A 13082-nucleotide genomic window follows, 5' to 3' on the forward strand; every position below is an offset into this window, starting at 1 on the left:
TGCCGGGTCAGGCCTTGATGAACTCGAGCAGGTCGTTGTCGAGCTGCTCGGCGTGGGTGACATAGAGCCCGTGCCCGGCGGCCTGGTACTCGCGGTAGGTCGCACCGGGCAGCAGCTCGGCGGTGCGGCGGCCGGTCATGTCGATCGGCGCCGAGAAGTCGGCGTCGCCGTGCACGATCAGCGCCGGAACGGTGATGCCGCGCACCGCTTCCCGGCTGTCGGCGTGGAAGACCGCCTCCTGAATCTTCAGCGTCGCCCACGGCGCGGTCGACAGGCACTGCCGGTAGGTGAGGTCCGACTGCTCGGGCGACACGTCGGTGCCGAACTGCTCGGCGAAGAACAGCTGCGACTGCCGGGCCAGCCACTTGGGCCGGTCGGTGCGGATGCGGTGCAGCATGTCCTCGAGCACCGCCACCGGAGCCCCGCCCGGGTTGTCGTCGGTGAGCTTCAGGAACGGCAGCATCGAGCTGACGAAAGCCACTCGCGCCACCCGGGATTCGCCGTGCCGGGCCAGGTAGCGGGCGATCTCCACGCCGCCGGTGGAATGCCCGACCAGGGTGGCCTCGGTCAGGTCCAGGTGGTCGAGCAGGGCCGCCAGATCGTCGACGGTGGTGTCGAGGTCGTAGCCACCGCGCGGCCGGTCGGAGCGACCGTGGCCGCGGCGGTCCAGCGAGATGCAGCGGTAGCCGAGGTCGGCGAAGAAGGGGATCTGGTACTCCCACATATCGGAAGCGAGCATGGCTCCGGCGACGAACACGATGGCCGGTCCGGTGCCGTAGTCCTCGTAGGCGAGCGTGGTGCCGTCGGTGGGTGTGGTGAGGAACATCGGAATCCCTTTGGCTCGGATCGCTGGTTCGAACTTGATGAACACCACGTTATGAAGATCCGCGTGACCGGGAATCTGTCGTACTTAAGTACTCGCGACCGGTCCCCGGCACGCGTCGACGGATGCGTTCGGCCACCCATTCCCACCATCGGCCGGAGCGTCGGCATACGATTGGCAAACCAGTCGGAAAAGGCCCGGTCAGCCGGATTCGACCGGGATACAGTCAGGAGTCACCAATGACCAAATTCCTGGTGATCTACAAGTCGGATCAGTCCGCTCGCGAGCGGATGGCCCAGACCACCCCCGAAGCCCAGGCGGCGGGCATGAAGGCCTGGATGGACTGGGCCGGTCGGGCGGGGTCGGCGATCGTCGATCTCGGGTCGCCGCTGGGACCCGGATCCTTCAATGCCGACGGCGGGATCGGCGGCTTCTCCATCCTGCAGGCCGACTCCAGCGAAGCACTCCAGGAGGTGCTGAAGGGCCATCCGCACACCGAATGGGGCGGCACCATCGACATCTACGAATTCCTGGCCATGCCGGGCATGTGACGACGGGAGTTAGTGCACGCCCTCCATGTGGCGGCTGATCCAGGGCGCGACGGCCCAGACGATCGCGCCGACGACCATGGCCACCAGGCCGGTGATGCCGAAGTACACCAGTTCGTGGGACGGGTCGTAGAACTTGGACAGCACGCCCGACATCGAGGTGCCGATGCCGACCGAGAAGAAGTACAGGGCCATCATCTGAGCGCGAAAAGCGTTGGGGGCCAGCTTCGTCGTGACCGAGAGACCGATCGGCGAGAGCATGAGCTCCGAGACCGCGAACGCGCCCAGGATGAAGAACACGATCACGAACGACACCGACTTGCCGTGGCTGCCCGCGAACAGGGTGAACAGCAGGAAGGCCGCGCCCATCCCGACCACGCCCAGCGAGAACTTGCGCGGGGTGCTCGGAGAGCGCATGCCCAGGCGGGTCCACATGATCGCGAACAGCGGCGACAGCGCGATGATCCACACCGGCTCCATGGAACCGATCCAGCTCGACGGCGCGGTCCAGCCGAAGATGGACCAGTTCATGCGGTCGTCGGAGTACACCGCCAACACGGTGAAGATCTGCTGGAACAGCGACCAGAACACCGCGTTCGCGATGAACAGCGGCATGTAGGCGCGCACCCGGGTGCGCTCGATCGGGGTCACCTTTTCGCTGGTGAGCATGATGGCGAAGTAGGCGATCGAGGCCACGACGATCACGAAGGTGGTGGCGTCGGGCAGGTTGGACAGAGTCACCAGCTTGGTGGCCCAGGCGAAGGCGACCAGCACGAGGATCGCGGCGAAGGCCGTCACAACCTTGGGAATCGCGGTGCGCGGCAACGGGTTCGGCACATCGCGGCCGTGCTCGCCCAGGTTCTTGCGGAAGATGACGTACTGGGTGAGGCCGATCGCCATACCGATGGCGGCCGCCCCGAAGCCGTAGTGGAAGCCGACGTGATCCTGCAGCAGGCCGGTGATCAGCGGACCGGCGAAGGCGCCCAGGTTGATACCCAGATAGAACAGCGTGAAGCCACCGTCCGCGCGCGGATCGTCCTTCTCGTAGAGGGTGCCCAGCAGCGACGAGGCATTCGCCTTCAGGCCACCCGATCCCAGCGCGACCAGCACCAGACCGACACCGACACCGGTCAGGCCGGGCAGGATGGCCAGCGCGATGTGGCCGGCCATGACCACGACGCCGCCATAGAAGACGGTGCGCTCCGAGCCGAGCAGCCGGTCCGCGATCCACGCGCCGAGCACGGTCGACAGATAGACCAGACCGCCGTAGGCGCCGACGATGCCGGTGGCGGTGGACTTGGCCATGCCGAGGCCGCCATCGGTGGCCGTGTAGTACAGGTAGTAGCCGAGAATCGTGAGCATTCCGTAGAACGAGAACCGTTCCCACAATTCGACGCCGAACAGATTCGCGATACCGATGGGGTGGCCGAACAGGGTCCGTTCAGTGGCCGGTTTCGCGTCGTGAGCTACTCCTGACATACCGGCGACCCTCCCATAAAAGGCAATCCGACAGCAACCTCAGATGTTAACCTGCGTCACAATTGCCAAGGGAATGTTCAGAATGCGCGCGGCCGAGGGACAAATGCCCCGCAGCCGCTTGATGAGTGGCCTGATCAGGCAATGGACAGTGCGATGCCATCCAGGATGTCGTGTTCGCTGACGATCAGCTCGCGAATCCCGGCCCGCCGCGCCAGCTCATCGGCAAGCACTTCGGCTATTACCGCGCCACCGCCGATCACATCCACCCGGCCCGGATGCATGGGCCCGAGCGCGGCACGTTCGTCGTGGTTCATGCCGATCAGCCGATCGCACACCTTGCGCAGGTCGGCCAGCGGCAGGCGGGTGAGATGCACACGGTCCGAATCGTATTCGGGCAGATCCAGCGACACCGCGGCGATCGTGGTCATGGTCCCGGCCACACCCACCCAGGTGTGCGCCCGCTCCACCGGCACCACGCCGAACGCCTGCGCCAGCCGCTCCGAGGCGAAGAAGCGCGCCGAGGCGACCTCCTCGCGGGTGGGCGGATTGCCGTGCAGGCAGCGCTCGGTGATGCGCACGCAACCGATATCGGCCGAGTACGCCGCGTGCACGCCGGACGCGTCGCCCAGCACCACCTCGGTCGACCCGCCGCCGAGATCCACCACCACGAAAGGCCCTGCGGCGCTGGACAGTTCGCCGACGGCACCGGCGAAGGACAGCCGCGCCTCCTCGTCGCCGCTGATGACCTCGGCCTGCGCCCCCGGCACCACCCGGCCCAGCTCGACGCCGGTCATGGTGAAGAAGTCCTCGCGGTTGGCGGCATCGCGCGTGGCGGAGGTGGCCACCATCCGCACCCGCGTCACACCGTGCTTCAGCATGAGGTCGACATAGTCGCCCAGCGCCACCCGAGTGCGTTCGATCGCTTCGGGATTCAGCGCACCCGTGGCGTCCACGCCCTGGCCCAGTCGCACGATCCGCATCTCCCGATGCACATCGGTCAGATGCGGCTTACCGTCGGCGTCGCGCGCGACATCGGCGATCAAGAGCCGGATCGAGTTGGTTCCACAGTCGACGCCCGCGATCCGCTCGTGCGCTTCCGCACCGGGGGCCGCACTCCGCGCGAACTCTGCGTTGCTCATCCCTGACCTCTGAATTCGACTGGTTCTGAACACATCTCGCCGAGCAGGCCACCCGGCCCTCGCGGCGGCGCGGCCGACTCCACGCCCTCGGCAGCCTACCCATCCCGCTGCCCGCTGCGGTCGATCGAACCTCACGAGAGCGGCTGAGCTCGCACCCTGCTCCGGATCGGTGCCCGCCCGCCGGACCGGCGCAAGCCAGTTGTTCATCCGGGCGCGGCCGGCTCATTCGCCGGCGGTCTCCGAATCGGTGCGGTACTCCTCGGATTTCGGCCAGTCCGCCGGAATGGCGGCGCCGCGCAGGCCGTGGTCGGCGGCCAGGGCGACGGCCTCGTCGCCGAGGGGGTTGAGGCCCGGGCCCTTGGCCAGGGAGTGTGCGATGAGAACGTGCAGGCACTTGACCCGGTCGGGCATGCCGCCGCCGGCGAAGTCGGTGCCGAGGTCCTCGATGGCATTGCGCTCGGACAGGTAGCTGTCGTACGCGGCGCGGTAGGCGGCGGCGAGTTCCGGGTCACGGGTGAGGCGTTCGGACATGTCGCGCATCAGCCCGGTGGTCTCCAGACGGCTCGCCTCGGCGGTCAGGCGCGGGTCCGTCAGGTAGTACAGGGTCGGGAAGGGGGTGCCGTCCGGGAGCTTGGGCGCGGTCTTGACCACCGCGGGCAGGCCGTCCGGAGTGCGGTAGGCGATGGCGAGCACGCCGCGCGGAGCCCGGCCCAGTTGCTCGGCGACGATCGCGAGATCGCGCTCGCCGGGGACGTTCTCGGCTGCGGTCACCTGGGTTGTCCTTCCTCGGTGGGGGCGGGCGGCGGGGGCGCCGGTGCGGTTGGCGGGGTGGGAGCCGGGGCGGCAACGGGCTGCGGCGAGGAAACGCTGTGCCACAGCTGCGTGTACCAGGGGTCGGGCTCCCGGGGTTTGGCGGGCTGGGTCGGGATGGCCGGCTGCTCGATCTCGGGGATCTGCACGATGTAGGGCGTGTCCCCCGGCATCACCAGCCGCAGGCGGTCCCGGGCCTCGGCCTTGATGTAGTTCGGATCCTGTTGCTGCGCACGGCGATCACGCAGGCTCACGACCTCCTCCTCCAGCTGGCGATGCTGAGCGGCCAGCTCGGAGGCGTCCGAGCGCTGCGTGAAGTAGGTGCGCAGCGGCACCGCCAGGGTCAGCGCGAGCCCCGCCAGCACGGCGGCCAGCAGCACCGCGCGACCGGTGGACAGGCCGAGGATCTTGCGTTCGTGCCGTTCGGATTTCGCGGCCGCCCTGGGGGCGGTGCGACGCTTGGGAGCCGACTTCCCGGAGGTCGTGCGGCTGCTGCTCGAGCTCGAAGATTTCGCGGCGGCACCGGATTTCGGGGCGGCGGCGGATTCGCTCCGCTTCCCGGCCGAGCCGGTCTTGGCGCGAGCGGAGCGCGACGGGCGCCGGTCACTTCGTCCTGCCGGACTAGTTCCGCGCGCCCGTCGCTCCGTCATCTCACACCTCGAAATTCAGTAGTAGTCCCAACTCTCGGGGTCCGGGTCGGGGCTCGAGCTACCGATTATTCAGCCTTCGAACGCGAATCGCGGGAAGGCGGCGTCACCGGCGTAGCGCGCCGAGTCGCCCAGGGCGTCCTCGATACGCAGCAGCTGGTTGTACTTGGCGACGCGCTCCGAGCGGGCCGGGGCGCCGGTCTTGATCTGGCCGGAGCCGACCGCCACCGCCAGGTCGGCGATGGTGGTGTCCTCGGTCTCGCCGGACCGGTGGCTCATCATGGTCTTGTAGCCGTTGCGGTGGGCCAGCTCGACCGCGTCCAGGGTCTCGGTCAGGGTGCCGATCTGGTTGACCTTCACCAGGAGTGCGTTGGCCGCGCCCTTGGCGATGCCCTCCTCCAGGCGGTCCGGGTTGGTGACGAACAGGTCGTCGCCGACGAGCTGCACCTTGTCGCCGATCTGGTCGGTCAGGGAGACCCAGCCGTCCCAGTCGTCCTCGGACAGCGGGTCCTCGATCGAGACGATCGGGTAGTTGCCGAGCAGGCCGGCGTAGAACTGGGCCATCTCGGCGGCGGTGTGCAGCTTGCCCTCGAACTTGTAACCCTCACCGGTGGTGTAGAACTCGGTGGCGGCCACGTCGAGCGCGAGCGCGATCTCGCTGCCCAGCTTGAAACCGGCCTTCTCGATCGCCGAGGCGATCAGGTCCAGGGCGGCACGGGTATTCGCGACCGACGGCGCGAAACCGCCCTCGTCGCCCAGACCGGTGGACAGGCCCTGGGACTTGAGCACCGACTTCAGGGTGTGGTAGACCTCCGCGCCCCAGCGCAGCGACTCCTTGAAGGTGGCCGCGCCGATCGGGGCGATCATGAACTCCTGGACGTCGACGCCGGAGTCGGCGTGCGCGCCACCGTTGAGGATGTTCATCATCGGCACCGGCAGGACGTGGGCGTTCGGGCCGCCGACGTAGCGGAACAGCTCCAGGCCCGAGGACTCGGCGGCCGCGCGGGCCACCGCGAGCGAAACACCCAGCAGGGCGTTGGCGCCCAGACGCGACTTGTCCGGGGTGCCGTCCAGATCCAGCAGGGTCTGGTCGACGGTGCGCTGCTCGACGGCGTCGAGACCGATCACGGCCGGGGCGATCTCGTCGAGGACGCCCTCGACGGCCTTCTGCACGCCCTTGCCCTGGTAGCGGTCGCCACCGTCACGCAGCTCGACGGCCTCGTGCTCACCGGTGGACGCGCCGGAGGGCACGGCCGCGCGGGTGAGGGTGCCGTCGTCGAGAGCGATCTCGACCTCGACAGTGGGGTTGCCACGCGAATCCAGGATCTCGCGAGCTCCGACCTGTTCGATGATGGCCACGAAACGACACTCCTTCGGCTGCTGACTCGGCAGGTCGCACGGCGAACCCGTGCGCTGACGAGCCTACTGTGCCGGGATCGCGCCGCCGCATCCCCCCATCGGCGCGCCCGCAAGATATACCGGCCCGGCAATGCGACACGCTCTTTCGATCTTGGTGTCGGGCCGGAAGCGGGTTCAGACCCTGCGGCCCACGCTGTAGGCGGCCGCACGGTAGCGGACGGTGTTCATATAACTGGTGGATTGGTTGTAGGTGAGCAGCGCCTGCTGCCAGCCGGGTGCGCCGGTGAGGTCGCCGCCCATGGCGCAGAGATAGCGCGCGGCGGTGAGGGCCGCATCGTCGATATTGTCCGGATCGATCTTGCCGTCGCCATTGGCGTCCACACCCCAGCGCTGCCAGGTCTCCGGGATGAACTGGAACGGGCCCATCGCCCGGACGTACACCGGATTCGCCTCGGTGGAGCTCACGTCCAGAATCCGCGCGCGCCCGGGCGAACCATCCAGTGGCAGTCCGCGTATGGGCGGCGACACCGTCCCGTCATCGGCGATGTGCGATCCGCCGTGCGTGCCGTGCCGGCTCTCCACACTCGCGATGCCCGCCAGCGTGGTCCAGCCGATCCCGCACTCCGGCTTGGACCGCGCCATCACCGCCGCCGCGTATCCGTAGGCCTCCAGGGCCAGCACCGGAATGCCGGTCGGCCCGTGCTGTCCCTCCGCCCAGTCCCGCAGCTGAATCGCGGTGCGCCCCGGCGCATCCAGGTCGATCGGCGGCAGCGGTGCGCCCGCGCCCGGTGGCATGTCGTCCGGGACGGGCGTGAGATTGCTTGTCCCGCAACCGGTCAGCAATACCAGCGCGGCAGCCGTGCCCAGCAGGCCGGCGCGGGTCAGCGGGGCCCGGAGGCCGGCCATTCGGATACGCACCCCATTCATCATCCAGATGGATCGGCGTGGAGGCGAACACCGTGAACACGGTTCGCCCGGGTCGCCGGTAACGATCGTGTTCGACCGGCCTCCGCGCGGGAATCCCATACCCATCCGCTATTTCCACGACACACCCTTAGGTAAGGCTTGCCAAAATTCCGCGGGGGTAATAGCGTCTTTCGCCGAGCCAAGATCACCATGCCACCGCCCAGCCAGGAAGGCCCTTCCGTTGGTGAAAAGCGTTCTCCCCGAACGTAGTCAGCTCCACCCAGCTCAGCTCGAACGACGCGACCTGTCCGAATCCGCAGCCCGGGCAGTGCGCCACGTCGCCGCCGAGATCGCCGTCACAGTCGGGCGCTGCCCGGAGATCGCGACCACCCTCTCCCACCCGGTCCTGCTGCGCCACATCGACGCCAAGTACGGACGGCTGCCCGACGCCGTGCACGAGGCCATGCGGCCACCCGCCACCGCGGCGGGCGTGGCGGTCATCAGCCGGCTTCCCGTCGACGACGAGGAATTCGGCCCGACGCCGTACAACTGGCAGGAGGCGACCGAACTGGCCGGAACCCGGACACCGCGGTCCGGCTCCTTCCAGCTCGATATCGCCATGCTGCTGCTCGCGCGGTGCGCCGGTGAACCCTTCGGCTGGGAGGGCCAGCAGGCGGGGCGGCTGGTGAACAACATCGTGCCCACGCCCGGCCACGAACACGAGCAGTCGGGCGCCAGCAGCACCGCACTGCTCAGCCCGCACACCGAGGACGCCTTCCACCCGGACCGGGCCAACCTGCTGATGCTCGGCTGCCTGCGCAATCCCGATCGGGTCGCGACCACCGTGTCCTCGATCCGGAACGCGGAACTCGATGCGGCGCAGCGGAAGATCCTGAGCACGGCGCGACTGCCGATCCTGCCGGACGTCTCCTACGGCAGCGCCTTCGGCGACGCCCCGGCGCCGCCGATCGCCACCCTCGGCGACGACGCGGGCGGGACCACACTGCGTTTCGACCCGGCGTACACCCCGCTCGACCGTGCCGACGACGAATTTCGCAGCGCCTACCGGCATTTGACCAGCGAACTCGAAAGAGTGTGCCTCGCCGCGGCTTTGGCGCCGGGAGAACTGCTCCTGGTGGACAATGACGTGGTGGTGCACGGGCGGGTGCCGTTCACCCCCCGCTACGACGGCACCGACCGCTGGCTCAAGCGGGTCAATATTCGCCTGCCCCAACGCCGCCGCGACGCCGAGGCCGGGGAGGACGGCTACGGTCAGCGCTTGGTGGCACCGTTCCGCACGACCCGAGGACAGAACACGTGAACTGCCGCCCCACCCCGCTCCGCGTACTCAGCCGCAGCGACCTGGCCGACGTCCCGATCTCCCCGGCCGAGGTGGTGCGGGCCGTCGAAGACGCGTATCTCGCACTGGCGGGCGGCGATTCGGACAACCCCCGCAAACTCAGCGTCGCCCATCCCGACGGATGGTCGGTGGCCTACGCCATGCTGGGACGCGACGGGCGGCGCCGGGTGGTGGCCATGAAGACCAGCTACAAATTCGACCCGCACCACGACAGGTCGAACAAGCGGTATTTCACGACGATCTCGCTCTACGACGACGCCACCGGGAACCCGATCGCGCTGATGGACTGCGCCCGCGTCGGCGCTCTGCGCACACCCGCGGTCTCGGCACTGCTGGTTCGCGAATGCGCACGGCCGGGAGCACGCAGTGTCCTGCTGATCGGCACCGGCACCCAGGGCCGCAATGCGCTACCCCATCTACTAGCGGCGAATCCGCAGCTGAACCGACTCATGCTCTACGGCACTCACCCGGAAGGATTGGAAGCGGTGTATCAGCAACTGCTGCACCATCATCCGCACGCCGAACTCGACATCATGAGCGACCCGTACGCGGCGGCGCGCGAAGCGGACATCATTCTCGCCACCGCCGGGCCCGGCACTCAGGTGGCCATCGAGGCCAAGGATCTGGCACCCGGGGCGACCGTGGTACTCGTCGGCTACGGCCTGGCGCCCTCCACCCTCGTCGAGGCCGATCGCGTAATCGCCACCAGCGCAGAACAAATGGCTTTGACCGGAACCGATATGGCGGGTCCCGACGGCCGACTACGCAGGGTCGACGCCGAGCTACCCCAGATTCTCGACCGTCGGGCGGCGGGCCGGACAACCGACGACGAACGAGTTTTCGTTTACAACAGCGGATTGGTGCTCACCGATATCGCCGTCGCGCACGCGCTGGCCAACCGCGCCATCGCCGAGGGGCGGGGCACCGAAGTATCGCTCTGGGACTGAATCAGTGTCGCTCTGGGACATCAGTGTCGCTCTGGGACATCAGTGTCGCTCTGGGACTGAATCGCCGACTTGATCCGCTGGATTCACGGCAAAAATTCGCCCGTAAAGGTTATTTCGGACATTGATCCAGCCGATAACCGATTGAGTCCAACATTTCGCACAAACTCTCATGCAGGTTGGCTATCGCTGCCATCAGCCGGGGACCGGGGTCGGGGGTCCACTGCGGGGATGGCCGATGGCCACCTACCGCACCCGAAAGGAAGAATGTCCGCCTCCGTAGAGACCGTGATCGTTCCCCCCGGCACAGCCGACATCACGGCCGCGCCGATGCCGGCCCACCGCCCCGACTGGGAGGAGCAGCTACTCGCCGACACGAAGCTGCTGCGGGAGATGGCCGAAACGATCGGTGGACCATTCCACGTCATGTATCCGGACCGGATCGTCGCGAATATTCGAGCCTTCCAGCGGGTCTTCACCCGCGCCGATGTCGCGGGTGCGATCTACTACGGGAAGAAGGCCAACAAGGCAGCGTGTGTCGTCCGCGCCTGCGCCGAAGCCGGTTCCGGCATCGACGTCGCCAGCGTCGGCGAACTGAAGGCGGCCATGACCGGAGGCATCCAGGGATGCGACCTGATGGTGACCGGCCCCGCGAAGTCGAACCAGCTCCTGGAGCTGGCCACCCGGGCCGGGGCCCTGATCGCCGTCGACGATCTCGATGAGCTCGCACGCCTGTGCGCAATCGGCATCAGCAGCCGGGTACTCCTGCGGGTCCTGCCACCGGGTTCGGACAGCCGCCTCGGAATGACGTCCGATGAAGTAGACCTCGCGCTGACCTTCGTCGACACTAGCTCGATTCGACTGGAAGGCTTCAGCTTTCACCTCAGCGGCTATGAAGTCGCACCGCGCGCCGAGCTGGCCCTGGCGCTGATCGAGCGTTGCTGCGAAGCCCGCGGCCTCGGCCATCCCATCACCACCATCTCCATCGGCGGCGGGTTCGGCGTCGATTATGTCCCAGCGCGGGCGTGGGAAGCCTTCCTCGGCGGCGTCAACCCGTGGTGGTTCCACCGCGACCGCGCGCCGGACTCCTACTATCCCTACCACTGCCCGGTCCCCGGCCCAGCGATGCTGGCGGCCATTCTGGAGCATCAGGATCTGGCAAAGCTTTTGCGCCGACACGGAATTCGACTGGCTATCGAACCCGGACGAGCCCTGCTCGACAGTGCAGGTAGCACCGTATTCGGAATCCAGGGCGTGAAAGTCAGGACCGCACATGAAGTCCCGTACCTCATCGTCACCGCGAACGGCACCAGTCTCAGCCTCTCCGAACAATGGTTCGACAGTGAATATCTGCCTGATCCCGTTCTGTGGCCGCGAAGTGCGGGAAACCCCACCCCGACCTGCGTCGGCGGATCCTCCTGCCTCGAAGAAGACATGCTGAGCTGGCGTCGTATCCCACTCCCCCGCCCGGCGACCACGGACGATCTGCTCATCTACCCGAATACGGCCGGTTATCAGATGGACAGCAATGAGTCGTCATTCCACGACTTGCCCATACCGCCGAAGATAGTGTTGCGAAGCTCGCCGGATGGACGACAATTCGATTGGACCTTCGACACCGACGGTTTCCCAATCTGAACGGTTTCGCGCTCACCGCCCGCTACCCGCTCCATCGACTTTCCCGAGGAGAAGTACTCGATGCCGGTTATTGTCAGGCGAGTGTCCGAGCTCATCGGACGGACACCGCTATTCGAGCTGGCCGTCAGCCCCGAGACCGGGACCCGGCTGCTGCTGAAGCTCGAAACCATGAACCCGACGGGCACCGCCAAAATTCGGATGGCCCGGGCCATGGTGCTGGACGCGGAACAGCGCGGACAGCTGCTGCCGGGAGGCCATATCATCGAATCGACCTCCGGGAATACGGGTTTGGGATTGGCCGTGGTGGCACGGGAACGCGGGTATCGGTTCACGGCCGTGGTGGACCACCACGCGTGCCCGGCGAAGTTGAATGCCATGCGGGCGATGGGAACCGAGCTCGAATTCGTCTCCGACGACGGCGACGACGGCCTCTCGACCTCGGCGCGGGAAGAACGCGCAGCGCAGATGGCGCAGGAGGAGGGGCCCGGCGCCTACTTTCCCGCTCAGCACGACAACCTCGCCAATGGCGTCGGGTACCACGCGCTGGCCGAGGAACTGCTCGAGGACCTCGAGCGGATCGACATTCTGGTCGGCGCGGTGGGCACCGGGGGTTCGCTGTTCGGTACGGCTCGCGGGCTGCGCGACCACGGGTGCGCGCCACGGTTGGTCGGCGTGGAGCCCGAGGGGTCGATCGCCTTCGGCGGTCCGGCCCACGACTATTGGCAGTCGGGCACCGGAACGCCGCTCGGCGCCACCCCCGGAATCCATGTGGACCAGGATCTCCACCTGATCGAGGAGCGCGATCGGGTGAAGGTCTCGGACGTCGACGCGTTCGCCACCGCCCGAGCGCTGGCCGCCACCGCGGGGCTGCTGATCGGCGGTTCCTCCGGTAGTTCGGTGTACGCGGCCATGACCCGGCTCGAGGAGTACCCGGATTTCTCCACCGTGGTCGTCATCATCAATGATGACGGGGAGAAGTACCTGGACACCGTTTTCGACGCCGCCTGGATGAGCGACCGAGACCTGATCGATCTGGAACGCGAGACCAAGGTAGTGGAGCTGCTGAAGACCTACACACCGCCCAGCCGTCCGGACCCCGGCGAACTCACCGTGCGTCGTCACCTCCATCGTGCGTTGCCGGACAATTTCGCCGTCGAGAAGGGACTCACCGGCGCGAATCTCGAGGACTACGCCGACGCGAAGGTGCCGCAGGCCAACCTGATTCACCTGCTGCGCCAGGTCGACATGCCGCCGCACGAAATCGGCGAGCTGCTGGCGAGCGGCAATGACAACGACGTCCACCTGGCCCTCGAGAAGCACCGGCAGCGGCTGGTCGACCAGCGCGCGATGGTCGATCAGCTGCTCGCGACCATGCGGGGCTCGGCGTCCGGGCGGCCGGCCACCCACACCATTCTGGTGCCCGATCCGG

General features: G+C 67.5%; 11 protein-coding genes and 1 pseudogene. 5 read left to right on the forward strand and 7 right to left on the reverse strand.

The window, feature by feature from the left end; genetic code table 11:
- Positions 1-7 precede the first annotated feature (7 nt).
- Positions 8-874, reverse strand: coding sequence for an alpha/beta fold hydrolase (locus ACFXN1_RS44180; protein ID WP_379438530.1), 867 nt, complete (start codon positions 872-874; stop codon positions 8-10).
- 188 nt (positions 875-1062) lie between these two features.
- Between ACFXN1_RS44180 and ACFXN1_RS44185 the strand changes: the two genes are divergently transcribed.
- Positions 1063-1374 (forward strand): hypothetical protein, encoded by a 312-nt coding sequence (locus ACFXN1_RS44185; RefSeq protein ID WP_379397653.1) that lies wholly within the window; start codon positions 1063-1065, stop codon positions 1372-1374.
- A gap of 9 nt (positions 1375-1383) precedes the next feature.
- Here ACFXN1_RS44185 and ACFXN1_RS44190 read toward each other — a convergent pair whose 3' ends face one another.
- From ACFXN1_RS44190 to ACFXN1_RS44215, 6 genes are all read right to left on the reverse strand, one after another.
- Positions 1384-2850 carry a peptide MFS transporter gene (locus ACFXN1_RS44190; protein WP_379438529.1) on the reverse strand — a complete coding sequence of 489 codons (1467 nt, stop codon included), beginning with the start codon at positions 2848-2850 and terminating at the stop codon, positions 1384-1386.
- 134 nt (positions 2851-2984) lie between these two features.
- Positions 2985-3989 carry a Ppx/GppA phosphatase family protein gene (locus ACFXN1_RS44195; RefSeq protein WP_354833215.1) on the reverse strand — a complete coding sequence of 335 codons (1005 nt, stop codon included), beginning with the start codon at positions 3987-3989 and terminating at the stop codon, positions 2985-2987.
- A 222-nt stretch (positions 3990-4211) separates the two neighbouring features.
- The gene (locus tag ACFXN1_RS44200; RefSeq protein WP_379438527.1) at positions 4212-4760 is read right to left on the reverse strand and encodes a DUF501 domain-containing protein; all 549 of its coding nucleotides are present in this window, start codon (positions 4758-4760) and stop codon (positions 4212-4214) included.
- Positions 4757-5449 carry a septum formation initiator family protein gene (locus ACFXN1_RS44205; protein ID WP_379438526.1) on the reverse strand — a complete coding sequence of 231 codons (693 nt, stop codon included), beginning with the start codon at positions 5447-5449 and terminating at the stop codon, positions 4757-4759. Before ACFXN1_RS44205 ends, ACFXN1_RS44200 begins: the two co-directional genes overlap by 4 nt.
- A gap of 69 nt (positions 5450-5518) precedes the next feature.
- Positions 5519-6805 (reverse strand): phosphopyruvate hydratase, encoded by a 1287-nt coding sequence (gene eno, locus ACFXN1_RS44210; RefSeq protein ID WP_354833209.1) that lies wholly within the window; start codon positions 6803-6805, stop codon positions 5519-5521.
- Between the two features lie 174 nt (positions 6806-6979).
- On the reverse strand, positions 6980-7732 hold the full coding sequence (locus ACFXN1_RS44215; RefSeq protein WP_379438524.1) for a lytic transglycosylase domain-containing protein: 753 nt from the start codon (positions 7730-7732) through the stop codon (positions 6980-6982).
- Between the two features lie 223 nt (positions 7733-7955).
- Between ACFXN1_RS44215 and ACFXN1_RS44220 the strand changes: the two genes are divergently transcribed.
- From ACFXN1_RS44220 to ACFXN1_RS44235, 4 genes and pseudogenes are all read left to right on the forward strand, one after another.
- Complete coding sequence (locus ACFXN1_RS44220) at positions 7956-9032, forward strand: TauD/TfdA family dioxygenase (protein ID WP_379438523.1); 1077 nt, start codon at positions 7956-7958, stop codon at positions 9030-9032.
- On the forward strand, positions 9029-10018 hold the full coding sequence (locus tag ACFXN1_RS44225; protein WP_379438521.1) for an ornithine cyclodeaminase family protein: 990 nt from the start codon (positions 9029-9031) through the stop codon (positions 10016-10018). The genes ACFXN1_RS44220 and ACFXN1_RS44225 overlap by 4 nt, the downstream gene beginning before the upstream one ends.
- Before the next feature lie 228 nt (positions 10019-10246).
- Positions 10247-11653: an alanine racemase gene (locus ACFXN1_RS44230; RefSeq protein WP_379438520.1), complete on the forward strand. Its 1407-nt coding sequence runs from the start codon at positions 10247-10249 to the stop codon at positions 11651-11653.
- A gap of 60 nt (positions 11654-11713) precedes the next feature.
- Positions 11714-12763 (forward strand): annotated as a pseudogene (locus ACFXN1_RS44235) (cysteine synthase family protein); the annotation flags it as partial.
- Positions 12764-13082: the final 319 nt, after the last annotated feature.

This window comes from Nocardia sp. NPDC059154 (assembly GCF_042755705.1).
In the GTDB taxonomy this organism is placed as follows: Bacteria; Actinomycetota; Actinomycetes; order Mycobacteriales; family Mycobacteriaceae; genus Nocardia.

Excerpts from the sequence above, each read along its gene's own strand:
- ACFXN1_RS44185 (WP_379397653.1), top strand. The coding sequence starts at position 1,063 with ATGACCAAATTCCTGGTGATCTACAAGTCGGATCAGTCCGCTCGCGAG.
- ACFXN1_RS44205 (WP_379438526.1), bottom strand. The coding sequence starts at position 5,449 with ATGACGGAGCGACGGGCGCGCGGAACTAGTCCGGCAGGACGAAGTGAC.
- ACFXN1_RS44230 (WP_379438520.1), top strand. The coding sequence starts at position 10,247 with ATGGCCGATGGCCACCTACCGCACCCGAAAGGAAGAATGTCCGCCTCC.
- ACFXN1_RS44190 (WP_379438529.1), bottom strand. The coding sequence starts at position 2,850 with ATGTCAGGAGTAGCTCACGACGCGAAACCGGCCACTGAACGGACCCTG.
- ACFXN1_RS44215 (WP_379438524.1), bottom strand. The coding sequence starts at position 7,732 with ATGAATGGGGTGCGTATCCGAATGGCCGGCCTCCGGGCCCCGCTGACC.
- ACFXN1_RS44195 (WP_354833215.1), bottom strand. The coding sequence starts at position 3,989 with ATGAGCAACGCAGAGTTCGCGCGGAGTGCGGCCCCCGGTGCGGAAGCG.